The organism is Microbacterium sp. NPDC091676, assembly GCF_044756645.1.
Classification (GTDB): domain Bacteria; phylum Actinomycetota; class Actinomycetes; order Actinomycetales; family Microbacteriaceae; genus Microbacterium; species Microbacterium paraoxydans_D.
In genome coordinates, this window is record NZ_JBIVTI010000001.1 from 2,111,088 (window position 1) to 2,137,335 (window position 26,248).

The 26,248-nt window shown below is 71.2% G+C and carries 25 protein-coding genes; 12 read left to right on the forward strand and 13 right to left on the reverse strand.

Going from position 1 to position 26,248, the window contains the following annotated elements; genetic code table 11:
* Positions 1 to 27 precede the first annotated feature (27 nt).
* Entirely contained in the window at positions 28 to 735 is a 708-nt protein-coding gene (locus ACIQID_RS10240; RefSeq protein WP_400284521.1) for a GntR family transcriptional regulator, read from the reverse strand.
* 201 nt (positions 736 to 936) lie between these two features.
* On the opposite strand from ACIQID_RS10240, the gene ACIQID_RS10245 reads away from it, so the two are divergent.
* The 5 genes from ACIQID_RS10245 (at position 937) to ACIQID_RS10265 (ending at position 7,671) form a co-directional block, all read left to right on the forward strand.
* Complete coding sequence (locus ACIQID_RS10245) at positions 937 to 1,563, forward strand: TetR family transcriptional regulator (RefSeq protein WP_312674320.1); 627 nt, start codon at positions 937 to 939, stop codon at positions 1,561 to 1,563.
* A complete protein-coding gene (locus ACIQID_RS10250) occupies positions 1,560 to 2,267 on the forward strand; it encodes a hypothetical protein (protein ID WP_400284525.1) in 708 nt (235 codons plus the stop codon). Before ACIQID_RS10245 ends, ACIQID_RS10250 begins: the two co-directional genes overlap by 4 nt.
* Positions 2,264 to 4,099 (forward strand): YhgE/Pip family protein, encoded by a 1,836-nt coding sequence (locus tag ACIQID_RS10255; RefSeq protein WP_400284528.1) that lies wholly within the window; start codon positions 2,264 to 2,266, stop codon positions 4,097 to 4,099. Before ACIQID_RS10250 ends, ACIQID_RS10255 begins: the two co-directional genes overlap by 4 nt.
* Positions 4,100 to 4,231: 132 nt before the next feature.
* The gene (locus ACIQID_RS10260; RefSeq protein ID WP_400284531.1) at positions 4,232 to 6,874 is read left to right on the forward strand and encodes a penicillin acylase family protein; all 2,643 of its coding nucleotides are present in this window, start codon (positions 4,232 to 4,234) and stop codon (positions 6,872 to 6,874) included.
* A gap of 35 nt (positions 6,875 to 6,909) precedes the next feature.
* Entirely contained in the window at positions 6,910 to 7,671 is a 762-nt protein-coding gene (locus ACIQID_RS10265) for an alpha/beta fold hydrolase (RefSeq protein ID WP_249521394.1), read from the forward strand.
* A gap of 66 nt (positions 7,672 to 7,737) precedes the next feature.
* On the opposite strand, the gene mnhG is transcribed toward ACIQID_RS10265, so the two are convergent.
* The 6 genes from mnhG to ACIQID_RS10295 are packed head-to-tail and all read right to left on the reverse strand — an operon-like array spanning position 7,738 to position 14,092.
* The gene (gene mnhG, locus ACIQID_RS10270) at positions 7,738 to 8,127 is read right to left on the reverse strand and encodes a monovalent cation/H(+) antiporter subunit G (RefSeq protein ID WP_025105197.1); all 390 of its coding nucleotides are present in this window, start codon (positions 8,125 to 8,127) and stop codon (positions 7,738 to 7,740) included.
* Complete coding sequence (locus ACIQID_RS10275) at positions 8,124 to 8,393, reverse strand: monovalent cation/H+ antiporter complex subunit F (RefSeq protein ID WP_025105196.1); 270 nt, start codon at positions 8,391 to 8,393, stop codon at positions 8,124 to 8,126. The genes mnhG and ACIQID_RS10275 overlap by 4 nt, the downstream gene beginning before the upstream one ends.
* Positions 8,390 to 8,983 (reverse strand): Na+/H+ antiporter subunit E, encoded by a 594-nt coding sequence (locus ACIQID_RS10280; RefSeq protein WP_400284535.1) that lies wholly within the window; start codon positions 8,981 to 8,983, stop codon positions 8,390 to 8,392. The genes ACIQID_RS10275 and ACIQID_RS10280 overlap by 4 nt, the downstream gene beginning before the upstream one ends.
* Positions 8,980 to 10,533 carry a Na+/H+ antiporter subunit D gene (locus ACIQID_RS10285; protein WP_312674327.1) on the reverse strand — a complete coding sequence of 518 codons (1,554 nt, stop codon included), beginning with the start codon at positions 10,531 to 10,533 and terminating at the stop codon, positions 8,980 to 8,982. Before ACIQID_RS10285 ends, ACIQID_RS10280 begins: the two co-directional genes overlap by 4 nt.
* Positions 10,530 to 11,120, reverse strand: coding sequence for a Na(+)/H(+) antiporter subunit C (locus ACIQID_RS10290; RefSeq protein WP_400284538.1), 591 nt, complete (start codon positions 11,118 to 11,120; stop codon positions 10,530 to 10,532). Before ACIQID_RS10290 ends, ACIQID_RS10285 begins: the two co-directional genes overlap by 4 nt.
* Positions 11,120 to 14,092 (reverse strand): Na+/H+ antiporter subunit A, encoded by a 2,973-nt coding sequence (locus ACIQID_RS10295; protein WP_312674329.1) that lies wholly within the window; start codon positions 14,090 to 14,092, stop codon positions 11,120 to 11,122. Before ACIQID_RS10295 ends, ACIQID_RS10290 begins: the two co-directional genes overlap by 1 nt.
* A 120-nt stretch (positions 14,093 to 14,212) precedes the next feature.
* On the opposite strand from ACIQID_RS10295, the gene ACIQID_RS10300 reads away from it, so the two are divergent.
* Positions 14,213 to 15,715: a hypothetical protein gene (locus ACIQID_RS10300; protein WP_400284542.1), complete on the forward strand. Its 1,503-nt coding sequence runs from the start codon at positions 14,213 to 14,215 to the stop codon at positions 15,713 to 15,715.
* Positions 15,716 to 15,726: 11 nt separating this feature from the next.
* Here ACIQID_RS10300 and ACIQID_RS10305 read toward each other — a convergent pair whose 3' ends face one another.
* A complete protein-coding gene (locus tag ACIQID_RS10305) occupies positions 15,727 to 16,788 on the reverse strand; it encodes a LacI family DNA-binding transcriptional regulator (protein WP_312674331.1) in 1,062 nt (353 codons plus the stop codon).
* 60 nt (positions 16,789 to 16,848) lie between these two features.
* Here ACIQID_RS10305 and ACIQID_RS10310 point away from each other — a divergent pair, with 60 nt between their 5' ends.
* Positions 16,849 to 18,087, forward strand: coding sequence for an MFS transporter (locus ACIQID_RS10310; protein ID WP_400284545.1), 1,239 nt, complete (start codon positions 16,849 to 16,851; stop codon positions 18,085 to 18,087).
* Position 18,088: 1 nt separating this feature from the next.
* Here ACIQID_RS10310 and ACIQID_RS10315 read toward each other — a convergent pair whose 3' ends face one another.
* Both ACIQID_RS10315 and ACIQID_RS10320 read right to left on the reverse strand, forming a co-directional pair.
* On the reverse strand, positions 18,089 to 18,733 hold the full coding sequence (locus ACIQID_RS10315) for a response regulator transcription factor (RefSeq protein WP_312674333.1): 645 nt from the start codon (positions 18,731 to 18,733) through the stop codon (positions 18,089 to 18,091).
* Positions 18,730 to 19,926: a sensor histidine kinase gene (locus ACIQID_RS10320; protein WP_400284548.1), complete on the reverse strand. Its 1,197-nt coding sequence runs from the start codon at positions 19,924 to 19,926 to the stop codon at positions 18,730 to 18,732. The genes ACIQID_RS10315 and ACIQID_RS10320 overlap by 4 nt, the downstream gene beginning before the upstream one ends.
* 115 nt (positions 19,927 to 20,041) lie before the next feature.
* On the opposite strand from ACIQID_RS10320, the gene ACIQID_RS10325 reads away from it, so the two are divergent.
* Positions 20,042 to 20,881, forward strand: coding sequence for a GAP family protein (locus ACIQID_RS10325; protein ID WP_400284551.1), 840 nt, complete (start codon positions 20,042 to 20,044; stop codon positions 20,879 to 20,881).
* Positions 20,882 to 20,916: 35 nt separating this feature from the next.
* A complete protein-coding gene (gene nucS, locus ACIQID_RS10330; protein WP_060923428.1) occupies positions 20,917 to 21,612 on the forward strand; it encodes an endonuclease NucS in 696 nt (231 codons plus the stop codon).
* A gap of 2 nt (positions 21,613 to 21,614) precedes the next feature.
* Here the strand turns inward: nucS and ACIQID_RS10335 are convergent, their stop codons facing one another.
* Positions 21,615 to 21,851 (reverse strand): response regulator, encoded by a 237-nt coding sequence (locus tag ACIQID_RS10335; RefSeq protein WP_312674337.1) that lies wholly within the window; start codon positions 21,849 to 21,851, stop codon positions 21,615 to 21,617.
* Positions 21,852 to 21,997: 146 nt separating this feature from the next.
* On the opposite strand from ACIQID_RS10335, the gene ACIQID_RS10340 reads away from it, so the two are divergent.
* Positions 21,998 to 22,663, forward strand: a complete 666-nt coding sequence (locus ACIQID_RS10340) for an HAD hydrolase-like protein (protein WP_060923430.1) — start codon at positions 21,998 to 22,000, stop codon at positions 22,661 to 22,663.
* A gap of 92 nt (positions 22,664 to 22,755) precedes the next feature.
* On the opposite strand, the gene ACIQID_RS10345 is transcribed toward ACIQID_RS10340, so the two are convergent.
* Positions 22,756 to 22,962: a cold-shock protein gene (locus ACIQID_RS10345; protein ID WP_017203899.1), complete on the reverse strand. Its 207-nt coding sequence runs from the start codon at positions 22,960 to 22,962 to the stop codon at positions 22,756 to 22,758.
* Positions 22,963 to 23,443: 481 nt separating this feature from the next.
* Between ACIQID_RS10345 and ACIQID_RS10350 the strand changes: the two genes are divergently transcribed.
* Complete coding sequence (locus ACIQID_RS10350; RefSeq protein WP_312674352.1) at positions 23,444 to 24,265, forward strand: shikimate 5-dehydrogenase; 822 nt, start codon at positions 23,444 to 23,446, stop codon at positions 24,263 to 24,265.
* Positions 24,266 to 24,280: 15 nt separating this feature from the next.
* Here the strand turns inward: ACIQID_RS10350 and ACIQID_RS10355 are convergent, their stop codons facing one another.
* Positions 24,281 to 24,718, reverse strand: a complete 438-nt coding sequence (locus ACIQID_RS10355; RefSeq protein WP_060923431.1) for an SRPBCC family protein — start codon at positions 24,716 to 24,718, stop codon at positions 24,281 to 24,283.
* A gap of 150 nt (positions 24,719 to 24,868) precedes the next feature.
* On the opposite strand from ACIQID_RS10355, the gene ACIQID_RS10360 reads away from it, so the two are divergent.
* Positions 24,869 to 26,197, forward strand: a complete 1,329-nt coding sequence (locus tag ACIQID_RS10360) for a cytochrome P450 (protein ID WP_400284561.1) — start codon at positions 24,869 to 24,871, stop codon at positions 26,195 to 26,197.
* Positions 26,198 to 26,248 lie beyond the last annotated feature (51 nt).

Sequence of the window (26,248 nt, forward strand, 5' to 3'; positions counted from 1 at the left end):
ACCGCGCCCCCGTCCCGCGGTGCGCCCTCAGGACGCCGCGGCCAGCGGACGCGCCGGCGTCACCGCGCGGTCGACGATTCCCGGCAGCACGTCGTCGAACAGGACGATGAGGGCGCCGCGCATCGCCGTGGCATCGCGGCTCGGGAGCGCGACGGCGATCCGTGCGACCGCGCTCCGCACATCCGACCAGTCGAAGACGCTCCCCGCGCGCCGGGCGACGCACTCGAGGAGCGCTCCCAGGCTCCCGAGGAGCTCGGCCCGATCCGCATTGCCCTCGATCCGGGCGAACGCGATGGCGAGGGCGCGCAGGCCGACGCCGAACGCGGACCCGTCGCGCATCCGCACCGCCAGCGCCACATCGTCGACGAGCTCGGCCAGGTAGGCGAGGTCGTCGGCATCGAGCCGAGCGATGGTGTGCCGGACCGCGCCGATCCAGACGTCGCCGAACATCGCCACCACGTCCCGCGCACGATCGCCGTCGAGGGCCGTCACCCGGCGCGAACCGTCGCGGCGCACCGCGATGAGGCCGGCGTCGGCGAGGGCGGCGAGGGCACGACGGACCTCTGTCGCCTCCGCGCCGAGCGCGGCGGCGAGCCAGCGCTCGTCCACGCGCTCCCCCGGAGCGAGCGCCCCCGTGAGGATCGCGTCCGTCAGCCTGCCCTGCAGCCCGCGGCTTCGATCGTGCTCCGCCGCAGCCCCGGTCTCCGCGTGCACATCGTCGTTCTTCTCGATCATGGCGCCCCCCGCCGTTGCCTGGACCGATCGCACCGGAGCCTCCGGTCCGGACCGGTCTCTCCCCTGAGTGCGCGCCGAAGCGCGACGCGTAACATAACACGGTAGGTCCGTGAGAAACCTCCACACCGCGATCGCGAAAGCCCTCGCTGCGAGGTTGCTGAATATCTTGCACAGCGCTGTGCATGTTATTACCATGGAGGGATGACCACCCGCGCCCTCCGTCGAGACGCCGTGGAGAACCGCGCCGGCATCCTCGCCGCGGCCCGCGCCGCCCTCGCCTCCGATCCGCACGCGTCCGTCGACGCGATCGCCCGCGCCGCCGGCCTCTCCCGCCGCACCCTCTACGGCCACTTCGAGGATCGGGACGCCCTGATCCGCGAACTCGTCTCCACCGGCGCCCAGCGCTTCAACGCGATCGCCGCCACGATCGACGACCCGGACTCCCGCCTGGCCCTCGCCCGCCTCGTCTCCCGGCTCTGGGAGGAGGCGGCGCACATCCAGGTCGCCGCCGCCCTCGCCCTCGACGAGGCCCACGTGGAGCACACGGCCGCCGCGCTCGCCCCGTTGCGCCGGAGCGTCGCCGCCCTCGTGCGAAGAGGACAGGAGGACGGCAGCTTCCGCACCGACCTCGCGGGCCCCGCCCTCGCGCGCCTCATCGAGGAGATCGCGCGCACCGTCGTCTCCCGCACGGACGCGCAGAGCAGCGGCGCCGCCAACCTCGCCGTCCGCGCCGTGCTCAGCATCGCCGGCCTGTCCTGGCGGGAAGCCGACGAGCTTCTCGCCCTCCACCCGGACATCGTCGCCGACGACCAGGAGGTCCGCGCATGAGGATCACGCTGCACGACGTCAGCAAGGGCCGCGCCGGCGAGGCGCTCCCCTCCATGAGTCTCGAGTTCCACACCGGTGCCGTCCGCTATGCGCTCGCGGAGACCGAACAGCGGCCGACCGTGCTCGGCCTCATCGCGAGCGGGCGGATGCGTCCGGACACGGGCCGCGTCACGATCGATGCGGCAGCGAGCCCGAAGGAGCTGCGTCGCCGCGTCGCCCTCGTGGACGCGCCGGACGTCAGCGACCCGCACCCGGACATCACCCTCGCCGGGGTGGTGGGCGAGGAGCTGATGTTCGCCGGACGTGGCGCGACCCCGCTCCACGCCCGCCGCTGGCTCGGCCGGGTGGGGTACCAGGAGCTCGCCTCCGTCCCCATCGGCTCGGTCGACCCGGCCGCCCGCGTGCGCATCCTGTGCGAGCTCGCCGTGCTCCGCGAGGGCGTCGAGGGCATCGTCCTCGTCGCCCCGGATCGTCACGGCGGCAGCCCGGACGGATGGTGGCGCATCGCGGCCGAGTTCGCGGACCGCGGGTACGCGATGCTCGTGATCGTCGGCGGTTCCGCCGCCGTCGCCCTCGAGCGCATGCACGAGTTCGACGCGATCAACGCGTCCGGCCCCGTCGAGCCGCTGATCCTGGAGCGCCCGGAACCCGCGACCGACACGTCGGAGGAAAGCCCGTCCGAAGAGGAAGGAGAAGCGCGATGAAGGTTCCCGCCATGATCGCCGCCGAACTCCGCCGCCTGACCGCGAGCCGGATGGGCATCCTCGCCCTCGTGGCCCTGATCTGCGTCCCGATCCTCTACGGCGGCCTCTACCTGTGGGCGAACCAGGACCCGTACGCGAAGTTCTCCGAGGTCCCCGTGGCCCTCGTGGTCGACGACGAGGGCGCCCCCGCCCCCACGACAGGTACCGAGCCGGCGACCGATGAGACCGTCAACTACGGCGAGGACGTGGCGGAGAACCTCATCGAGGGCAACGCCTTCGACTGGCAGCGCATGACCGAGGACGAGGCCGCCGACGCCCTGCGCCACGGCGTGGTCGACTTCACCGTGACGATCCCGTCCGACTTCTCCGCCGCCCTCACCTCCGCGGCAGGCGACGACCCCCACCAGGCCCGGATCGAGCTGGAGACGAACGACGCGAACAACTACCTCGCCTCGTCGATGGGATCGCAGGCCGTCGAGAAGATCCGCAGCTCCGTCGCCGAGATGGTCGGCAGCGAGGCCGCGGAGAGACTGCTGACCGGCCTCAGCGAGGTGCGCGACAACCTCGTCACCGCCACGGACGGCGCCACGCAGCTCGCCGACGGCGCGAGCACCGCCGCCTCCGGCAGCACATCGCTCGCCGAGGGGACCGCGCAGCTCGCCGACGGCTCCGCGCAGCTCGCCTCCGGGGCTCAGAGCCTCGCCGACGGCGCCCAGCAGGTGAGTGCAGGCAACCGCCAGCTCGCCGACGTCGCCGACCGGGCCGGAGCCGCGGTGCAGGAGGCGACGAACGCGCTGCCGCAGGTGCGCGCGGACATCGCCGACGTCCTCACCGAGCAGGGACTCGCGCCCGAGGAGATCGATGCGGTGCTCGCCCGCCTGGATCCGCTCGGCGCCCGGATCGAGGAGGGCAACGCCCAGGTGCAGGACGCTGTCGGCAAGGTCGACCAGCTCGCCGCCGGTTCCGCCTCCCTGGCCGCGGGGGCGAACGATCTCGCCGGCGGCGCCGGCACCCTCGCGACGGGCGCGGCTGCGGCGAACGCGGGCGCGGCCCAGCTCCGCGACGGGCTGCAGACCCTGTCCTCCGGGACCGCGGAGCTGCGGGACGGCCTCGCCGACGGCGTACAGGCCATCCCCGCCTCCACCCCCGATCTGCGCTCACTGCAGGCCGACACGATCGCCGACCCGGTGAAGGTCTCCAGCGACAAGGTCGCCTCCGCCGAGGACTACGGCGCGGGCCTCGCCCCGTTCTTCGCCGCGCTGTCCGCATGGATCGGCATCTACGCGCTGTTCCTCATCGTGAAGCCGATCTCCCGCCGCGCCGTCACGGCGCTGCACTCCCCGATCCGGATCACGCTCGCGGGCTGGCTGACGCCGGCGATGCTCGGCGCGGTGCAGATGCTCGGGCTGATGGGCATCCTGGCGCTCACGCTCGGCTTCACGTTCGATCATCCGCTCGGCACGCTCGGGGTGATGATGTTCGCCTCGGCCACGTTCGCCGCGATCATCCTCGCCCTCAACGTCTGGCTCGGCTCCGTGGGGCAGTTCCTCGGGCTCGTGCTCATGGTGCTCCAGCTCGTCACCGCGGGCGGGACGTTCCCGTGGCAGACCCTGCCCGCCCCCCTCGCCGCGCTGCACCATGTGCTGCCCCTCGGCTACGTCGTCGACGCCATGCGCCAGCTCATGTACGGCGGCGACTACTCCCGGGCCGGCTGGGACCTCGCCGTGCTGGGCGCCTGGCTGGCGGGGGCCCTGCTGCTGGCGATGATCGGGGTGACCCGCATGACGCATCGCCGCACGCTGCGCGATCTGCAGCCCAGCCTCATCGGTTGAGCCTCCCGCTCGCCGCGGTCCGTCCCGCGGCGAGCGCGGGAGGGCTATGATGCGAGAGCGCGTACCCGTGAAACGCGTACTGGGGCTCGGTGGGACTGAGTCCCACCTGGCTACCCGAAAGAGTTCTCGACGATGATGACCGATTCGCCGGCGTCCGCCGTTCCCCCGCGCCCCTCCCTGGGTGCCCGCATCGGACGCATCGCGTTCCTCGTGGTCGCCGCTCTCGTGATCGTGGCCGTCGCCGCCGCGTTCTTCGTGACGTGGACGATCCAGCGCTCCTTCCCGCAGACCTCCGGCACCACGACGCTCGACGGCCTGAAGGCGGACGTCACGGTGCAGCGCGACGCCAGCGGCGTGCCCACGATCACGGCCGACTCCTCGGACGACCTCTTCTTCGCCGAGGGCTTCGTGCACGCGCAGGACCGGTTCTTCGAGATGGACTTCCGCCGCCACGTCACCTCCGGTCGGGTCGCCGAGCTGTTCGGCGCCTCCCAGGCCGGCACCGACGCGTTCCTGCGCACCCTGGGCTGGCGCACCACCGCCGAGGCCGAGGTCGAGGCGATGGACGACGTCACCCGCGGCTACTACGAGGCCTACGCGGACGGTGTCAACGCCTACCTGTCCTCGCGTTCGGGTGCGGAGCTCTCGCTGGAGTACGCCGTCCTCGGACTGCAGCACCCCGATTACGAGCCGGAGCCGTGGGAGCCGGCGGACTCGGTGGCGTGGCTGAAGGCGATGGCCTGGGATCTCCGCACCAACGTCGAGGACGAGACCGAGCGCGCACTGCTCGCGGGGCAGCTCGCCGACGACCCGGACGCCGACGTGGAGGCCCTGCTCGGCACGCTCTACCCGGACTACCCCTTCGACCGGAACCCGGTGATCGTGCCCACCATCTCCACCGTCCCGCCGCTGGAGCCCGGCGCCGAGCCTGCGGCCTTCCCCACGACTCAGGGCGACGGCGAGGCGCAGCAGGCGCTCACCACGGTGGAGTGGGAGGAGACGTCCTCCGTCATCGAGGCGGCGAGCATGCTCGTCGGCGACGTCGGCGAAGGCATCGGCTCCAACTCCTGGGTGGTCTCCGGCGACCTCACCGAGTCTGGCATGCCGCTGCTCGCCAACGACCCGCACCTCGGCGCCTCGCTCCCGTCGGTCTGGTACCAGGTGCAGCTCAAGTGCTCGACGGTGGACGAGGACTGCCCGTTCGACGTCGGCGGCTTCTCCTTCTCCGGCCTGCCCGGCATCGTCATCGGCCACAACCAGCGCGTGGCGTGGGGCTTCACCAACCTCACCACCGACGTCACCGACCTGTACGTCGAGCGCATCGAGGGCGACTCCTACTGGCGTGACGGCGAGCTCGTGCCGCTGGAGGAGAGCACGGAGACCATCGAGGTCGCCGGCGGGGACGACATCGAGCTCACCATCCGGTCCACCGTGCACGGACCGATCATCTCCGGCCTCACGGACGACTTCACCGCGATCGCGGACGACCCGACGCCCGGGCTCACGGCGGAGGGCACCGTGCCCGATGCCCCCGGGTCCGACGATGCCGAGTACGCCGTGAGCCTGCGGTGGACGGCGCTCGACCCCGGCACCACCGCGACGGCGATCTTCGCGCTGTCGACCGCCCAGGACTTCGAGGACTTCCGCCGCGCGGCCTCCCTGTTCGACGTCCCGGCGCAGAACCTCATCTACGCCGACGTCGACGGCAACATCGGCTACCAGACCCCCGGCCGCCTGCCGATCCGCGGGGCCGGCGACGGCTGGATGCCGCAGCCCGGCTGGGACAGCAGCTACGACTGGACCGGGTACATCCCGTTCGAGGAGCTGCCGGTGTCCTACAACCCGCGCTCCGGATACATCGTCACGGCCAACAACGCCATCGTCACCGACGACTACGAGCACTTCCTCTCGCGGGACTGGGACCAGGGCTACCGCGCCGGCCGCATCGCCCACCTCATCGAGCGCCGGGCCGCCGCCGGGCCGCTGACGGCCGACGACATGCGCGAGATCCAGATGGACGGCGAGATGTGGATCGGCACGCAGCTCGTGGCCGCGATGGCCGACGTCGAGGTCGAGGGAGCGGGTCCGCAGCGCGCGGTGGAGCTGCTGCGCGGGTGGGACGGGCAGAACAGCGCGTCGTCCGCCGGGGCCGCGTACGCGAACGTGCTGTGGTCGAACCTCGTGCAGAACATCTTCGCCGAGCGCGAGCAGCCGCTCCCGATCGACGGCCAGGGCCGCCTGTTCACCGTGGTCGGTGCGATGCTGGAGGACCCGGACGACCCGCTGTGGAGCAACCCCGAGCTCGGTGTCGACGGCAGGGACGAGATGCTCGCGCTGTCGGCTGACGAGGCGTACGACGAGCTGTCCGGGATCCAGGGCACGGACCTGAAGCGATGGAACTGGGGCGACCTGCACGCCCTCACCCTCACGAGCGACACGTTCGGCTCCTCCGGCATCGCCCCGATCGAGGCCCTCTTCAACCGGGGGCCCTATCCGGTCGGCGGCGGGGCCTCCGTGGTCGATGCGACGGGATGGCAGCTCGGCGTCTCGTACGCCACCACCACCGTCCCCTCCATGCGCATGGTGGTCGACCTCGCCGACTTCGACGACTCGACCTGGATCCACCTCACCGGAGCCTCCGGCCACGCCTTCCACGCGCACTACGTCGATCAGACGAAGGACTGGTCGACGGGGGTCCAGCGTCACTGGGCGTTCACGCCGAAGGCCGTGAAGGCGGCCGCGGTCGACACCCTGACGCTCACCCCCGCCGGCTGAGAGGCGCGTGGAGGGTGCTCGGCTAGCGTGGACAGGTGCCCACCAGCTACCTCGCCCCGAAGGGGACGCCGGCCACCCTCCTCGAGTTCGAGCACGGCGGTGCGACCCTGATCGCCGAGACCTTCGGCGACGGTCCGCCCACCTACCTGCTGCTGCACGGCATCGGCATGGGCCGCAGCGTCTACCTCGACCTCACCCAGCGGCTGCAGGGACGGGTCATCGCGCTCGACCTCCCCGGCTTCGGTGAGGCCCCCGAGCCCACGCGGACGCTGACCATGCAGCGGCACGCCGACCTGGTGGCCGCCTATCTCCGCCACGTCGATGCGGATCCGGTCGTGGTGATCGGGCATTCCATGGGAAGTCAGATCGCCGCGGAGCTCGCGGCCCGGCATCCGTCCCTCGTGGCCGGAGTCGTGCTGGCGGGCCCGACCGTCGACAAGGCCGAACGGAACATCGGCGCCCAGGCCCGCTACCTCCTCCAGGACCTCCTGGGCGAGCGCCCCCTGGTGATCTGGCGCGGTGCCCGCGAGTACCTCCGCGGCGGCCCGCACCTGATCCGCAAGATGCGGGCGACCATCGTGCATCAGCCGGAGAAGGCCTTCGTGCGCATCGCCTGCCCGGTGCTGGTGCTGCGCGGCGAGGACGACCCGCTGGCCCCGATGAGCTGGTGCCAGGACATCCTCGACGCGATCCCGGGGGCGGAGCTCGCCGTCATCCCCGACCACGGCCACGGCACGCTCATCAGCGACTCCGAGCCCGCCGCCCGCCTCATCGAGGCCTTCGCCGCCCGCACCTAGCCCTTCGAATCGCTCACTGTGCGGCATCTGCGGCCGAGATGGAGCACAGTGCGCGACTCGAAGCGGTCAGCCGGCGGCGGGAGGGGTCTGCTTGGACTCGGCGAGCTCGTCGACGACGAGACCCCGCTGCTCGATCGTGCCGTTGCGGTAGGCCTGACGCCCGACCATGTGCGCGGACAACGGCGCGGTCGCGAACTGCATGAGCACCACGGGGGCGACCAGCACGAGGCCGAACAGCACGCCGCCGACGGACCGCTGCGACAGCGCGATCGCCACGCAGATCAGCAGCAGCCCGAGCACCTGCGGCTTCGTCGCGGCGTGCAGTCGCGTGGGCACGTCACGGAAGTGCAGGAGCCCCACGGAGGCGGAGAGGCAGAGGATCGCCCCCAGCAGGATGAGCACGAGCACCGCCACGTCGACGACGGCGTCAGGGATCATCAGACCGAACACGTTCATGGTGTCGTGTTGTCCCTTCTCGCGACGAACCGGGCCACCGCGATCGATCCGAACACGCCGACCGCCGCGATGATGAGGAGCACGGGGATGTTGCGGGTGTGGCCGTTGATGGCCATCTCGGCGCCGAGCACGCACATGACCTCGGTCAGCAGCACGTCGGCGGCGACGGCACGGTCGAGGATCGACGGACCACGCACGATGCGGATCACGGCGAGGATCGCGGCCACACCGAACACGGCGAGGATGATGAGGAGCAGGGTGTTCATCGGGCACCGCCGATCGTCGCGGGGTCGATGCGGCCGGCACGTTCGTCGGCCTTCAGCGCCCGGTACTGGGTCGGATTGCCGAGCGCCCGGACGATGCGCTTCTCCCACCCGAGCACGCCCTGCCGCTGCGTCTCGACATCCTCCTTGCTGCGCACGCCGATCACGTGCAGGTAGAGGATTCCGCGGTCTCGATCCGCCTCGACGACGAGGGACCCCGGGATGAGCGACGACACCACGGCGACGTGCGTCAGGACGAGGTCGTCGGCGTAGCGGAGGGGCACCGCGATGATGGCCGTGCCGGGCTGCCGGCGGAAGTCGAACACCTGCACGGTCACCGAGAGCGCGCCCCGGAGGATCGCGAACAGGAACTGCACGACGAACAGCGCGCCATACCAGAGGTTGATGCGCCCGGAGAGCTCGACCGTGGGCAGGCGGAACACCCGCGTCACGAAGATGGCCACCACGAGCCCCGTGAGGAAGGACAGCACCGTGAACTGCGCCCACAGCAGCATCCACAGCACGATCAGCCAGGCGAGGAACGGCAGCTGCATGCCGATGTCCCGCCAGACGCTCTTGGTATCGGGGCTCATCCCTCCACCTCGTCTTCCAGCTGGACGAGGTTGACCGGCTGCAGCAGGCCCGCCCCGATACGGTCGCACAGAGCGTACAGCGGTCCGGCGAAGATCGTCAGGGCCAGTGTGACGGTGACCATGCCGGCGGTGGCGACGGTCATGATCTTGGGGATGTGCCGACGCTCCTGCTGCTCGTCCGCGGCGGGCGCCCCGGTGAGGTAGGAGATGCGCCCCTCGGTCTCGGTCGAGTCCTCCTCCTCGCGCCAGAACGCGAGGTTCCAGGCCCGCATGAGCGCGTAGAGGGTGAGCAGCGACGTGATGATGCCGCCGAAGATGAGCACGATCATGAGCGGGGTGCCCACGGAGGCCGCGGCCTCGAACAGGGCGAACTTGCCGATGAATCCGGAGAACGGCGGCAGACCACCGAGGTTGATCGCGGGGATGAAGTACAGCAGCGCGATCACCGGGGCGATCTTGAGCAGACCCTTGACCCGGAGGATGGAGGTGCTGCCGGCCCGACGTTCGATGAGTCCCACCGCGAGGAACAGGGTGGTCTGCACGACGATGTGGTGGACGATGTAGTACACGGTCGCGCCGATCGCCGCCGGGGTCGCGATCGCGAGACCGAAGATCATGTAGCCGACGTGGCTGACGAGCGTGAACGACAGGATCCGTTTGAGCTCGGCCTGCGCGACGGCGCCGAGGACCCCGACGATCATCGTCGCCAGCGCGATGATGAGCAGCAGCGTGTCGATGCTGTTCGAGGCGAAGAGCTGGGTCTCCGTCCGGATCAGCGCGTACACGCCGACCTTGGTCAGGAGGCCGGCGAACACGGCGGTCACCGGCGCGGGGGCCGTCGGGTACGAGTCGGGCAGCCAGAACGACACGGGGAAGATCGCGGCCTTGATCCCGAAGGCGACCACGAGCATGAGGTGCAGGACGAGCTGGGTGTCCTGCGGGAGCTCCGCCATCCGCTCGGCGATCTGGGCCATGTTGACCGTGCCGAGGGCGCCGTAGATCATCGCGATCGACGCGAGGAACAGGATCGACGACACCAGCGAGACGACGATGTAGACGGCACCGGTGCGGATGCGGGACTCGGTGCTGCCCAGGGTGATGAGCACGTACGAGGCCACGAGCAGGATCTCGAACCCGACGTACAGGTTGAACAGGTCGCCGGCGATGAAGGCGTTGAAGATGCCGGCGGCGAGGATCAGGTAGGAGGGGTTGAAGATCGAGATCGGGGTCTCGTCCGCGCCGTCCGCGACGCCCTGACCGATGGAGAAGAGGAGGACCGCGAGCAGCACCACGCTGGAGACGAGCACCAGGAGTGCGGCGAGGCGGTCGACGTAGAGGACGATGCCGAAAGGCACCGGCCACCCGCCCACGGAGACCGCGAGCGGGGAGCCCGCGTCGACGACGACGAGCAGCACCGCTGCGATGACGGACACGACGGCGAGCGTCGCGACGGTGACGAGGACCTGCAGGCGCGCGTTGCGACCGAAGACGAGGGTGATCGCCGCACCGAGGAGCGGCAGGGCGACGAGGAGCGGGACGAGCGTGGTCATGGCCTGCCCTCCCCGTCTGTCGTGTCGTCGTCCCGGTCCGCAGCGCCGTCGGCGGCGCTGTCGGGTTCGGGCTCCGGCTCAGGCACGTAGGGCGCGTCGTACGGCGCGTCATCGTGGATCGCCGGGTTGTCGCGCATGTGCAGGACGGTGATGGGAGCGGTCTGCACGCCCACGAAGTCCGTCGTGGCGTCGTCGTCGTCCGTCTCCGACTCGTCGTCCATGAGGTCTTCGTCTTCGTCGGTGCGCTCGCGCAGCGCGATGTCGGCCTCGTCGTCCTCGACCGTGTCCGCCTGGCCGAGCTGCCAGGACCGGTAGATGAGCGCGAGCAGGAAGGCCGAGACGGCGAAGGTGATGACGATCGCGGTGAGCGTCAGGGCCTGCGGCAGCGGGTCGCTCAGATCGCCGTCGGTGCCGAAGAACGGCGCGTTGCCCGGCACGCCCATGACGATGAGCAGCAGCAGGTTCGTGGCGTTGCCGAGCAGGAGGAAGCCGATGAGGACCCGGGTGAGGCTGCGCTCCAGCATCGCGTACACGCCGCAGGCGAAGAGCACGGCCATGATCGCGATGAGGGCGAGCGAGACGTCCATCAGCCGTTCCCCCCGGTCCGCGAGGAGAAGTCGACGGCGGTGCTCTCGCCGGGGCGGAGCGCCGCCTGCCGGTCGACCTCCGCGCCGAGGCTGCGGAGCACGTCGAGGACGAGTCCGATCACGACGAGGTACACGCCGATGTCGAAGATGGTCGAGGTGACGAACTCCATGTGCCCGATACCGGGGATCTCCCACTCCCAGAAGGTGCTGGTGAGCGGCGCGAGGCCGAAGAACAGCGGCACCACCGCGGTGCCGACGGCGAGGATCAGACCCGCGCCGAGAAGGCGACCGGCATCGGTCGGCGCGGCGGCGCCCAGCTCCCAGCGTCCTCCGGCGATGTAGCGCATCACGAGGGCCATGCCCGCGACGAGCCCGCCCGCGAAGCCGCCGCCGGGGAGGTTGTGCCCGGCGAAGAGCAGGAAGATCGACACCACGATGATCGTGTGGAACAGGATGCGGACGATCACCTCAAGCAGGATCGACCGATTCTCCGGCTTCATCCTCTGGCCGCCCACGAGCCAGGCGCGCGGGGCGGAGCGGTTCTCGGCCGTCTGGAAGCGCACGCCGTCCGTGGTCTCCACGAGCGGCCGGCTCCGGGCCGACTTGCGCACCGAGCGCGGCAGGGTCTTCGTGGCGGCGAGGAGGTCGGCGCGGTGGGTGACGAACACGAGCGAGGCGACACCGGTCGCCGCGAGCACGAGCACGGAGAGCTCGCCCATCGTGTCCCAGCCGCGGAGGTCGACCAGCGCCACGTTGACGACGTTCTTGCCGTGGCCGATCTCGTAGGCGATCTCGGGGAAGATCGCGGAGATCGGATCGGCCACGCGGGACTGGGTGGCGACGACGGCGACGAACGCCATCGTGAGACCGACGCCGATGCCGAGCAGCGCGCGCGGGATCCGGCTGACCGATTCGTTGTGCTCGCCCATCCGCGCCGGAAGGCGGCGCAGCACGAGCGCGAAGGTCACCATCGTCACCGTCTCGACGAGGATCTGGGTGAGTGCGAGATCCGGTGCCCCGCTGGTCGCGAAGAGCACGACCATGCCCAGGCCGGTGACCGAGGCGAGCACGACGCCGGTGTAGCGCTTGCGCGCACGCACCGCCACGACGCCCGCGACGGCCATGATCGGGGCGACGGCGAGCTGGGCAGGCGTATGCCAGAGCGAGAGCTGATAGCGGTCGATGTCGCTCGCCACGAGCGCGGTGACCTCGGCGGCGACGAAGACGACGAAGATCGTCCCCACGTACACGGGCAGCGAACCGCGCTGGGTGAGCGTCGTGCTCAGCACCGACAGCCGGTCGATGCCGCGCATCACCACGTAGTAGGCGTCGGCCGCCGTGAACGGCAGCAGGCGCGGACGACGGTCCCATCCGGTCCGCCTCGTGAGGAGGAAGAGCCCGATGCCGAGCAGGATCGAGAGGATCGAGATGCCGAGGGCGGGCTCGAGGCCGTGCCAGAGCGCCAGGTGCCCCGGGCCCTCCACGGCTGCTCCCTCGTGGTCGAGCCCCGGCGTGGCGGTCAGCGCGTAGGGCTGGAGGGCGACGTCGAGGGCCGGGGCGCCGATGCCCGCGGCGAGCGTCACGCCGGCGAGGATGATCGGCGCGGAGAGGAAGCCCACGGGGGGATCGGGCCAGACCGTGTCCGGCTGTCGCTGGCCGTCCGCATCGCGCTTGGTCCAGAACGCGCCCCAGAGGAAGCGGACGCCATATGCCGCGGTCAGCATGGATCCGAGGACCACGCCGATCAGGGCGACGAGGCCCCAGACGGAGCCGCCGAGCGCATCGTCCAGGAGCGCGGTCAGCGTCGATTCCTTCGCGACGAATCCGATGGTCGGGGCCACCCCGGCCATGGACGCCACGGCGATGAACGCGGCGGTGGCCATGACCGGCGCCTGCCGGCCGACGCCGGAGAGCTCGGTCACGTCACGCGTGGAGAGCTGCCGGTCGATCACGCCCACGATGAGGAACAGCGCCGACTTGAACAGTGCGTGCCCGATCACCAGCGCGAGGCCGGCGAGGGCGGCCGCCTGCGTGCCGTAGCCGACGACGACCGCGAAGAAGCCGAGCTGGCTGACGGTGCCGAACGCGAGCACGCGCTTGAGGTCGGTCTCGCGCAGCGCCTGGATGCCCCCGAGGAGCATGGTGAGGATGCCGAGCGTGAGCACGATCGGCCGCCACGTCGGACTGAACGCGAAGATGGGCGCGAAGCGGGCGATGAGGTAGATGCCCGCCTTCACCATGGCCGCGGCATGCAGGTAGGCGCTGACCGGGGTCGGGGCCGCCATGGCGCCGGGGAGCCAGAAGTGGAAGGGGAACAGCGCCGACTTGCTGATGGCGCCGATCAGGAGCATGACGATCGCCGCATCGACGATCGGACCGGTCGGCGCGATGGCGAGGATCTCCCGGATGCTCGACGTCCCGGTGTCGACGACGAGCAGCACGACGCCGACGAACATCACCAGTCCGCCCAGCGTGGTCACCAGGAGCGCCTGCAGCGCGGCGCGACGGCTGGCGGCGCGGCGACGGTAGTGCCCGATGAGGAGGTAGGAGAGGATGCTCGTGGCCTCCCAGAACATCACGAGCATCACGAGGTCGTCGGTGAGGACGAGGCCGTACATCGCGCCGGCGAAGGCGAGCAGGACGCCGGCGAACTGCCCGATGCCCGCCGCCTCGTCATGGAAGTACCAGCGGCAGTAGAGGAGCACGAGGGCGCCGACGCCCGTGACGATGAGCGTGAGCACCCACCCGAGGACGTCCATGTTCATGGACAGGTTCAGCCCGAGCTGCGGGATCCACGGCACGGAGACGAACGGGACGGGGCCGTCGAGCACCTGCGGCGTGAGCACGAGCGCGTGCACGAACGCGGCGGCCGGGATCAGTGCGGCGACGGCGAAAGCCTGAGCTCCCAACCAGCGCACCAGGACGGGCATCAAGAGCGACCCGAGAAGGAACACTGCGAGGAGCATCAGCATATACGCGGCTCCTCGGGGCTCGTCGGCCGTACGGCTCAGGCGGGCGGTGTCCGACCAGTTTACCGGGCGGAGACGCCTGTCGGCGCCGCGGGCTTCGAGATCGCGTGTCAGAGTGGTCGCATGCGGCGGGTCTGGGGGCGCGAACTGGCGGGCTGGGCGGCCGCGCTGGCGCTGGCGCTCCTCGCCATCGGGCACCTCGCCTCCTCGCCGCGCTCGGCCCTGATTTTCGACGACGGGGACTCGCTGATCGTGGCCCTCGTCGGCCGATCGATCCTCGACGGGGGCGGGGGCGACTGGGCGTTGTCCAGCGTGCTCTTCCTCCCCGAGATCGCCGTCTTCGCGGCTCTCGACGCCGTCCTGCCTCTCAACGTGGACGGCGTGCTCGCGGCCAACGCGGTGGTCAACGTCCTCGCGCTCTACGGGGCGATCCGGCTCGTCGCCGGGCGGCATGCCGTCGGCAGGTCCCCCGTCGCCTGGTCTGTCGCGGCCCTCGCGGCGTTCGCGGTGCTCGTCCTCACCGAGTCCGGGCCGTCCCGCGACGCCCTCGAGCTCGCGTCGCTGATGCTGACGACCACGTACTACTCCGCGACCGTCGTGGGCGTGCTGCTCGCGGTCGGTCTGTGTCGGCGTTTCCTCGATCGCACCCGCGCGGGTGTGGCACTGCCGGTGACCCTGGGGCTGATCGCGGCGGTGGCGACCCTGAGCAATCCGCTGTTCGCCGCCTGGGCCACGGTGCCCCTCTCCCTCGTGCTGGGCGGCCTCTGTCTCACCACGCCCGCGGTCCGGCGCCGGGGTCTCGCGCTGATCGCCGCGGTGGTCGGGGGCAGCATCCTCGGCTTCCTCGGTCGCATTCCCTTCTCGGCATGGATTGCGAACTCCGGCGCCGGCTACATCCAGCCGGCGGAATGGATCCACTCCGCCGCGTACTACGCCGACCTCGCGATCGATCGGCTGTCGTCCCCCGGCGGGGTGCTCGGCACGGTCGCCGTGCTGGCGCTGACGGTGCTCGCGGTCGTGCGGACGGCCCACGCGTCGGACGCCGGTGACCGCTTGGTGGCCACGGCCGCCTGGGCACTCCCGCTCGTCGTGCTCATCGGCGGCATCGCGGCGGGGACGCATGCGGCGCGATACCTGCAGCCGCTCGTCTTCGCCCCGATCCTCGCCCTCGTGGCCCTCCCGTCCGTCCGCTCGCGATCCTCCGTGCGCACCCGCGTCGCCGGCGCCGTCGTCGCCGTCGTCCTCCTCGTCGGTGGCGCCGTGGCGGTCCCGCGGATCGTGCAGGCGGCGAGCGCTCCCGACCCCGACCTCACCTGCGTTACGGACTGGGTGGACTCGTCGGGGCGCACCGGGGCAGGACAGTTCTGGACCGTGCGGCTGCCGAAGCTGCACGCGACCGACCCGACCCGGCTCGTGCAGGTCGACCACGAGCTCCACGGGTATGCGTGGCTGGTGGACCGCCGCGACTTCGCGGTGGGCGAGGTGTCGTTCCTCATCGAGGACGCGCAAACGGTGGCGTGGAACCTGCCGACCGCCGCGGCGCCGACGGCCGTTGTCGCGTGCGGGCGCTACCGCATCCTCGACTACGCGCCGGCGACGCTTCCCCTCGGGCCGGCGCGTTCCTGACCGGTGCGCCGTCAGCGCGACGGGGGCGGCGCGGTCGTCGTGCCGGCGCGGAACACGCAGTGCAGGTCCTGCGTGACGCCGGGCTCCCCGCGGAGCATCCTGGCGACCTGCTCCCCCGCAGCCCTCCCCTTCTCGACCGCCGGCTGCACGCTCGTGGTGAGGGTGAGGTCGCCGAGGCCGTCCAGCGGGATGCCGTCGAATCCGGCGACCGAGAGATCCTCGGGAACCCGGAGCCCGAGTTCCTCCGCGGCGCGGATCACGCCCACCGCCAGCAGGTCGCTCTGCGCGAGCACGGCGGTCGGGCGCGTGGCGGGGTCGGTCAGCAGCATCCGCCCGACGAGGATGCCCTCGTCGATCAGGCTGCCGGAAGCCGAGATCGCCGGAGCGTCGGGGAAGATCTCGCGCATTCCGGCGAGGCGATCGACGGTCACGTCGACGGTGGCGTTCGCCAACCGCTCCGGTGTGATGAGGGTGCGCTCGCGTTCGGCGTCCAGCGACAGCGTGACGAGGGCGACGTCCCGATGCCCGAGGTCGCGCACGTGGCGCGCGATGTCGGCGGAGGCGGCGACGTTGTCCAGGGTGATGCGGGGGACGTCGAGCCCCGCGTCCCCCTCGATGACGACGACGGGGAGACCGCGTCCGAGCACGATCTCCAGGGACGTACGGGTGCGTCCGGAGCATCCGATCAGCACGACGGCGTCGACGGGGGCGCTCGCGATGGCCGAGCCGTCCTCGCCCGGCTCGTCGCGCATGAGGAGGATCCCGGCACTGAGATCGGCGAGCCCGTCGGTGAGTCCGTCCATCATCGCGGTCGTCACCGGGTCGAGGAAGGCGGCGCGCAGATGTCCCTCGAGGACCACCGCCACGATGCCGCTGCGTCCGCGACGGAGGGAGGCGGCGCGCGGGTCGGGCCCCGTGTAGCCGAGGTCGGTCGCGGCGGCGAGCACCCGGTCGCGGGTGGCGGGTGCGACCTTGGCCTTGCCGCTGAACACGACGGACGCAGTCGAGGTGGCGACCCCCGCCTCGCGAGCCACATCGGCGATCGTGGGCCGGCGCGGCGTCTCCCTGGTCATACTCCGAGGATAGCCCGGTTCGGTCGCGAACGGTCGAATCGATTCGATAGACTCTCCGCCATGGACACCGCCCTCACCCGTTCGCAGTTCGTGCGCTGGCGCACCGCGATCTTCGCCATCTTCCTCGCCAGCGGCCTCTCGATCGCGACCTGGGCCTCCCGCGTGCCCGGGATCAAGGAGGCGCTCGACCTCGACAACGCGCAGGTCGGCCTGATCCTCCTGGGCATGGGCGTCGCGTCCATCCTCGGCATCTCGACGAGCCCCGCCGTCATGGCGCGGACCGGTGCGCGGCGCGGCATGCTCCTCGCGATGCTCACGTTCGCCTCGGGCATCGCCCTCGTCGGCCTCGGCGCGACCGTCTTCGGGTCGGTGCCTGTCGTCCTCATCGGCATGGTGCTCTTCGGCTTCGGCAACGGCTGCGTCGACGTGATGATGAACGTCGAGGCCACCGCCATCGAACAGCAGATGGGCCGCACGATCCTGCCCGTCTTCCACGCGTTCTTCAGTTTCGGCACCGTGCTCGGCGCCGGCATCGGCGCCCTCGCCGCGGCCCTCAAGGTCGACGTCGGCACGCACGCGGTGTCGATGGGCGTCCTCATCGCCGTGATCGCCGTCGTCTGCTTCTTCCAGGTGCCCGTGCGCGAGGCCGCGCTCGACCCCGAGGACCACGAGAAGCCTCCGTTCCGCCAGCGGATGCACACGGCGCTCGAGGCCTGGCGCGAGCCGCGCACGTATCTGCTGGGGACCGTCATGCTCGGTATGTCCTTCGCAGAGGGCGGAGCCAACGACTGGATCGCCCTGGGCACGGAGCAGGGGCACGGCTTCGCGGAGGGCACGGGCGCCGTCGCCCTGGCGGTGTTCTCCGTCGGCATGACGGTGGTGCGTCTCTTCGGCGGACCGCTGGTCGACCGCTTCGGCCGGGTGCTGGTGCTGCGCATCCTGGCCGCGACCGCCGCCACCGGAATCCTGCTGTTCATCCTCGCGCCCACGCTGCCGCTGGTCCTCGTCGGCGCGGCGCTGTGGGGCATCGGTGCGTCGCTCGGCTTCCCCCTCGGCATGTCGGCTGCGGCGGACGACCCGGCCAAGGCCGCCGCACGGGTGAGCGCGGCGGCGACCATCGGCTACGTGGCGTTCCTCGGCGGCCCGCCGGTGCTCGGGGTCATCAGCGAGCACATCGGACTGCTCAACACGCTCTTCATCCTCGTCGCGCTCGTGGTGCTCTCGGGTCTCTTCTCCGGCGCCGCCCGACCGCTGCGCTCCGAGGAGAAGGCTCCGGCGGTTCCGACCGTCGAGCGCTGACTCAGTCCTCGACCCCGCGGACGAGCGCGGCCGCGTGCGACCGGCTGCGCGCGCCGAGCTTGGTGAGGACGTTCGAGACGTGCGTCTTCACCGTCGGGACGGAGATCCGCAGGCGCGCGGCGAGCTGGGCGTTCGACCATCCCTGCAGGATCCCGTCGAGGACGTCGCGCTCCCGGGGCGTCAGCTCCGGCAGCGCGAACGTCGTCATCGGCGTGGGCTCCGGAGCGGACGCCGCCACTGCGGCGAGCGCGCGGCGGGTGACCCGCGGGTCCAGCGCCCCGTCTCCGACGGCGACGGCGCGCACCGCTTGGACGAGAGTCGGCGCGTCGACGGTCTTCAGGAGGAATCCGACCGCTCCCGCCCGGATCGCCGCAAGCACGAGCTCGTCCTCGTCGAAGCTCGTCAGGACGAGCACATCCCCCAGTCCGCGCTCGACGATCTCGCGGGTGGCCGAGACCCCGTCGCGTCCTGGCATGCGCAGATCCATGAGGACGACATCCGGCCGGAGGGCTGCGGCATTGCGCACGGCCACCTCGCCGTCGGCGGCCTCCCCGACGACAGTGATGTCGTGCGTCTCCAGCATGATGCGCAGGCCGGCCCTGATCGCACCGTGGTCGTCGGCGAGCAGCACGGTCGGGACGGTCATACCCGCCCCCCTGCCGGCAGTCGGGCCTCGACCAGCCAGCCGTCGGCCTCCGGACCGGCCCGGAACGTCCCGCCGAGGGCGGTGATGCGCTCCCGCAGCATCTGCAGCCCCCACCCCTCGCCATCCTGTCCGGCGGTCGCGGTCGGTGTGCCGCCCCGCGACCACACCGCGACGCGGGCCTGCGCGTCGACCGGGCCGATGGTCACCTCGACCACGGCACCGTTGGCATGACGGACACAGTTGCCCAGTGCCTCGCGCACCACCCGCACGACCGCCTGCTCTCCGCCGCCGCCGAGCACACCCGGGTCCTCGACGGCGAGGCGCACGTCCAAGCCCGAGCGTCGGGCCTCCGCGGCGAGACCTTCGAGGTCGGCCCATCCCGGGGTCGGCGCGAGCGCCCCGTCGCCGCGGCGCAGCACCCCGATCATGGTGCGCAGGGCTCCGTGCGCGTCCAGCCCGGCATCGCGCACGGCCTGCAGAGCGGCGCGATCGTCCGCCCTCGTCGGCGGCGCGGCGAGCGCCGCCTCCGCCCGGATAGCCATGGCCATCACGTGCCCGGCCACCACGTCGTGCAGTTCGCGCGCCATCGCCTCGCGCTCGCGCTGCACGGCCTGCGCCCGGTCCCGGGCGGCGGTGGCTGCGGCGTCCTCCGCACGCTGACGATGCAGGTCGGCCAGCTCGTGCGCCTGCGACACCGCCACCGCCCACCAGTAATCCGTCCCGAAGATGGCGCCGAACTGCACCGCGAACAGCACCGCGACAGCGGGTGCCGCCGCCGAGGAGAGCAGGGCCCCGAGGAAGAGCGCGACGGTCGCCGCGCCCAGCAGCACCAGCAGCACGCGGCGCCCGCGCGGGCCGGCGACGAAGGCCGCCGTCCACAGCACGTCCAGCAGGACCACGAGGGTTCCGACGCCGCCGACCGTGAGCAGGTCCGCGACGAAGAGCACGGCGACGAGGGCGAGCACGGTCCACGGGCGACGGCGCTTGCCGAGGGCCAGAGCGCAGGCCGGGATCGCGAGGACCAGCGCCCACCACGGCGAGACGTCTTCCGACAGCAGGGAGAAGGGCCCCCAGAGGCCGTGGAACCCGAGAGCCGCCATGACCGTCGCGAGGACGGCCATGGCCAACGGGTCGACCCACCACCGATGCCCCCGGTACCAGGCGGCGGGCCCTCCGTCGGCGGGATCGTGCATGCCCTCATGCAACCACGGCGCGGACGGCGTCGCATCCGACCAAAGGATGAGGGCATCCGGACGACCCCGACTTTCGCCCGATCCGCGCATGCCGAGCCGTCGCAATCGTGGAGGCATGGAACTCTTCGGCGGGCTGCCGCTGCCCCTCTCCCTCGCCGTGCTCGCGCTCATCGATGGTCTGAGCGTCGGGACGCTGCTCATCCCGGTCTTCCTCCTCCTGCACCCCGGACGCGTGCGCGCCGGGCGGATCCTCCTCTACCTCGCGACGATCGCAGTGTTCTATCTCGTGGTCGGCCTCCTCTTCCTCTGGGGCCTGGTGAACCTCGTCGACGTCGCCTCCGACTTCCTGAGCTCTCCCGCGGGCATGGTCACCCGTCTCGTCGTCGGCGCCGCCCTGCTCGTCACCGCCTTCGTGATGCCGACGAAGCCTGCGGAAGCGGCGCCGGTCGGAGCGCCCGCGGCCACCAGCCCCGGCGTGCCGGGCAGCGAACCGCTGGCCGGGTCGATCGCCCCGGCACGCCCACCCGTTCCCTCGACCGCCGCCGCGACGACCGCACCGCGTCCCGGTCGGATCGCTCGATGGCGGGAACGCCTGCTCGACCCGCAGACCCGGGGGTTCGCGGTCATGGCCGTCGCCATCGCCGCGGGGCTCGTGGAGGTCGCGACGATGCTCCCCTACATCGTGGCGATGACGATGCTCGCGGACGCCGGCGTCGACACGCCGCTCCGGGTGCTCTCCCTCGCGGGATACTGCGCGCTGATGATCCTCCCGGCGCTCGTGCTCCTCGTGCTCCGACTCGTGGCGGCCCCGCTCGTGCAGCGTCCGCTGGAGCGCTTCGCCGCCTGGATGGAGCGGACGGGCGCCGAGAACACGGCGTGGATCATCGGCATCATCGGCTTCCTCATCGCCCGCTCCGCCGCGACCGAGCTCGGACTCTTCGACGCGTTCCTCTGACCGCGTGACCGGCGACGACGAAGTAGGCTCGTCGGGTGCGTCTCGTCATCGCCCGCTGCTCGGTCGACTACACCGGTCGGCTCAACGCCCATCTTCCGCTCGCCACCCGCCTGCTCGTGCACAAGGGTGACGGGAGTCTGCTCGTGCACTCCGACGGCGGCAGCTACAAGCCGCTGAACTGGATGAGTCCGCCGTGCGTGCTCGCGACCGAGGAACCGGGCGAGGAGGAGGCCGGCGCCGGCGTCGTCGAGGTGTGGCGCGTGACCCACAAGAAGACCGGCGATGCCCTCCGCGTGCAGATCTACGAGGTCATCCACGACTCCAGCCACGAGCTCGGGATCGACCCCGGTCTGCAGAAGGACGGCGTCGAGGCCGACCTGCAGCGCCTGCTCGCGGAACAGGTGGACCGCGTCGCCGAGGGTGCCACCCTGGTCCGTCGCGAGTACCCCACGGCCATCGGCCCGGTCGACCTGCTCGTGCGCGACGCCGACGGCGTGGCGATCGCGGTCGAGGTCAAGCGCCGCGGCGACATCGACGGCGTCGAGCAGCTCACCCGCTACCTCGAGCTCCTCGGTCGCGACCCCCACCTCGCCCCGGTGCAGGGTGTGTTCGCCGCCCAGGAGATCAAGCCGCAGGCCCGCGTCCTCGCCGAGGATCGCGGCATCCGCTGCCTCGTGCTCGACTACGACGACATGAAGGGCATCGAGTCGGGCATCCCCCGCCTCTTCTGACCTCAGCGCGTCGAGACCAGGCGGGGCCTCGGGCCCTCCAGCCGCGCGATCGCGATCTTCACCTCGGTGAGCTCGTGCTCGATCCGGTCGAACTTCGTGTCCTGGATCGCGAACCTCGCGTCCACCGCGGCGAACCGCGTGTCCATCCGACCGATCATCCAGCCGAATCCGCTGATGATCGCGACGAGAGTCGTCGCGGCCGTCGCCAGCATCGTGATGACTTCCACTGACACGTACATGGCCCCCCATTCTCACCCGTGATCCCGCCGCTGTCACGACCCTAGATCGGCGTGAAGGGCCTTCCCGCGTTCGGTGGATGAACCCGTTTCGTGCACACCTGTGCAGGACGGGCGGGCACCCGTTCGCGGGACCCTAGGCTGGAGGCATGCCCTCTTCGCCTTACTCGTGTGTGCTCTGGGACGTCGACGGGACCATCGTCGACGCCTCGGTCGGGATCCTGCGTCGCCTGAACATCGCCCTGACGCACTTCGGCCACCCGGCGCCGACGCGCGAGGAGCTCGTGCACTGGATCGGCCCTCCCATGTTCCAGTCCTTCCAGGACCAAGCCGGGATGACGCCGGAGCAGTCGGCCGAGGCGGTGGCGTTCTACCGCACCCTCGGCAAAGCCGACGGGTACACGACCGACGTGCAGACGTATCCGGGCGTCGCCGAGCTGATCCATGACCTGCACGCCGCGGGCGTGCCCCAGGCGACGGCGAGCTCGAAGCCCGAGAATCAGGTCGACGCCCTGGTCGATCACTTCGGACTCCGGCCGTCGTTCCTCACGACCGTGGGCGCCACGCCGGACGAGGCCACGCTCGCGTCCAAGACGGACATCGTGGCCGAGGCGCTGCGACGGCTGCGCGCGCTCGGTGCCGACACCTCCCGCCCGGTCCTCGTGGGCGACCGGCACCACGACGTCGAGGGTGGTCTCGCCAACGGCGTGCCCGTGATCTTCGTCGGCTGGGGCTTCAGCGACCCGCACGAGGGCGACGACGCGGCGTTCCGCGTCACGACCGTCGACGAGCTGCGCGCACTCCTGCTGCCCTGACCGGCTCCAGGGCCGTCAGGGAAGACGAAACTCCCCGCCGGGTCAGCGCCTGCGCGTGGATCCGACGGGGAGTTCCCGGTGTTGCTTCCGCCTCAGACGGGGCGGATGTTCTCTGCCTGCAGGCCCTTGGGACCCTGCGCCACATCGAACTCGACCCGCTGGTTCTCTTCGAGAGAGCGGTAGCCGGATGACTGGATGGCGGAGTAGTGCGCGAAGACGTCAGCGCCTCCGTCGTCGGGGGAGATGAAGCCGAAGCCCTTCTCCGAGTTGAACCACTTGACCGTGCCCTGGGTGCTCATGTACTGCCTGTTCTGCTGATGTAGAAGCCGACGCAGGGGTGCACCGACATCGCTAACGCTAGTGGAGGGGACCCCCGGCGGAATAGCCGTTGCGAGAAGGTAATCCAAATGTTGCATGAGCGGACGCGCCCGGAAAATGGTGTGGCCCTCACCGCGGGGGGAGCGATGAGGGCCGAAGACGACCGGAGGGTGCGTCAGAAACAGCCTAACCCCTCCGCGAGCTTCTTGTCCCCCTTTTGGGGGACAAATCTGAAAAAACTTCGTGGCGAGTAGCCGGAGAGCGGCCCTCTCGAGGAGTCCATTGGGGACTGAACTGCTCGAGAGGGCCCAATCGCATGCACGGATCGTCCGGCCCGTGGGGAGGGCCTCCGCCTCCTGGGGAGAGGCGTAGACGATCGATCCCCTTGCATGCACTTTCACCATAGGGGAGGAGGCGATCTCCCGCCATGGACCTTGACAGACTCGGGGGTAGCCTGATTCGGTGACCATGCTGAACAAGGACATGACGCTCTGCATCTCGCTGTCGGCACGGCCGAGCAACAACGGCACGCGCTTCCACAACCATCTGTACGAGGCCCTCGGTCTGAACTGGATCTACAAGGCCTTCGCCCCAACCGACCTGACGCAGGCCATCGCGGGTGTGCGCGGTCTCGGCATCCGCGGGTGCGCGATCTCGATGCCCTATAAAGAGGACGTCATCGCGCTCGTCGACCGCATGGACCCCTCGGCGCAGGCCATCGACTCCGTCAACACGATCGTGAACGACGACGGCGTGCTCACGGCCCACAACACCGACTATGCGGCGATCGCGCAGCTGATCGCGGAGAACGACCTCGACCCCGCGTCCTCGGTCCTCCTCCGCGGCTCGGGCGGCATGGCGAAGGCCACCGCGGCCGCGTTCCGCGATGCCGGCTTCACGCATGTGACGCTCGTCGCCCGGAACGAGTCCGCGGGCCGTGCCCTCGCCGAGCTGTACGGCTTCGCCTGGCGTGCGGAGGTCGGAGACGCGACGGCCGACGTGCTGGTGAACGTCACCCCGATCGGCATGGCCGGGGGCACGGAGGCGGACGCGCTCGCCTTCCCGGAACCGGCCATCGCCGCCGCCGCCGTCGTGTTCGACGTCGTCGCCCTGCCCGCCGAGACGCCGCTCATCGCCGCCGGTCGGACCGCGGGCAAGGCGGTGATCACGGGCGCCGAGGTCGCGACGCGGCAGGCACTGGAGCAGTTCGTCCTGTACACCGGCATCCGTCCGTCCGCGGACCAGGTGCGCGCCGCCGAGGAGTTCATGCGCGCCGGAGCGTGACGCGCTGAACGCGTGTCAGGACGCGCGGCCCTCGGCGAGGTAGCCGAGCCGGTGCAGCGTCTCCGCGTTCCGCCAGCGGAGCATCGGCGTGGTCAGGAACCGGGGCAGGATCGTCGCTGGGCCCTTGACCGGCTCCTCGTCGATGCGCACCTGGCACCCCGTCGGCGTCGTGCGCGCACGGATCGTCACCTGCGCCTCGCCCACCGGCCAGCCGCGTGCCCGCATGACCGCACGGTGCGGCGGGTGCCACTCCACCAGCTCGGTCGTGTCGTCCAGGAGCGCGGGCCACGTGCCGACCGAATGGTGCAGCTGGGCCCCCGCCGCCGGCCAGGAGTCGTCGACGTCGCGCATGCGGGAGGCGCCGACCACCCACGCGGGGTAGAGCCAGCCGTTCGCCAGCACGCGGAACACGTCATGGGTGGTGCACGTCAGGTCGCGGGTGTTGGTGGCCATGGTTCCTCCGTTCTGCTCCCATCCTGCGTGCCGCGAACCTCGCTCTGGCAGGTGCTTGACATCGGCGCCACCGACCGTCCCGGCTAGCACAATCGGTCCGAGGACGCCTCCCCCTTGGGCTGCCTCGCGGGCGCGTGACAGGGTCGGATCATGCTTCAGCGACTGACTTCCCGACTCTCCGACGGCCTCGACGCGGTCCTGCACGAGGATTCGCCGTCGCTGCTCACCCGGGGCTACGACTTCGGCGAGCGCATCTGGCGCCGAGCCCGCCCCGGCGCCCGGTCGGCTCCGATGCGCCTCCTCGGGCACCCGGCCGCGTTCGTCCGCGGCGTCGAGGGTGTGGAGCTGTTCTACGACGAGAGCCGCATCGCCCGCGCCGGCGCCATGCCGGGGATCGTCCGGGAGCCCCTGTTCGGGCACGGGTCGGTGCACGCGCTCGACGGCACCGCTCACCGCCACCGCAAGGCGACGTTCGTCGAGGCGGCGTACGAGGATGCGCAGGTCGAGCGGCTCACGCCGTTCCTCGAACGGGAATGGGCGGCCGAGCGCGAGGACTGGCGCGCGGGCGGCACCCGCAGCGCCTACGACGCGGCCGTCGGCGCGTTCGGGCGCGCGATGATGCGCTGGGCCGGGCTCCCGGGCACGCCGGCGGCGCAGACCCGCTGGGCCGCGCGGCTGGCGCAGATCGTCGACGGTTTCGGAGCGCCATACACCCCCGCCTACCTCGAGGCCTTCGCGAACCGGATCTTCTCGGACCGGCATGCGCGTCGCCTCATCGAAGCTGTCCGTGCCGGCGATCTGGCGGCGCCGGAGGGCACGGCGCTTGCGCTGTGGGCCGCGCATCGCGACGAGAACGGCGAACTGCTGCCCGCCCGGGTCGCCGGGGTCGAGCTGCAGAACAGCATCCGTCCGATGATCGCCGCCGCGAGGTTCGTGGCCTTCGCCGCGAAGCAGCTGCACGACCACCCCGAATGGCGTACCCGGATCGCGGCGGAGACCGCCGAGCGGGGATCGCTCGTGGGTGGAACACTCGCGACGATGTTCGCTCAGGAGGTGCGGCGGACCGGACTGTTCGTGCCGATGCTGCCTGGTCGCACCGTCGCCGAGGTCGAGATCGACGGCGTCACGGTCCCGGAGGGCGGCCGGGTCGTCCTCGACATCCTCGGCACGAACACCGACGAGCGGTCGTGGTCCCACCCGGAGCGGTTCGCCCCCGAGCGGTTCACCGACGTGGACGACTACGAAGACATCACGACCTTCGTCCCCCAGGGCGGGGGCGACGTCGCCACCGGCCATCGCTGCCCCGGCGAGAAGCTCGTCATCGCCGGCCTCTCCGCGGCCGTCGCCGTGCTGAGCGATCCCGAGCTCACGGTGCTCGATGAAGGGCTCGACGTGAACCGCCGCCGCCTGCCCACCAAGCCCTCCTCCGGAGCGCGGGTGCGCGTCGCCGGATCCGGGCGCGGCTGCCCCTTCCACTGAGCCACCGGATCTCACGTCGGCCACGACCTGTCAACCGGGTGGCCGCGCCGC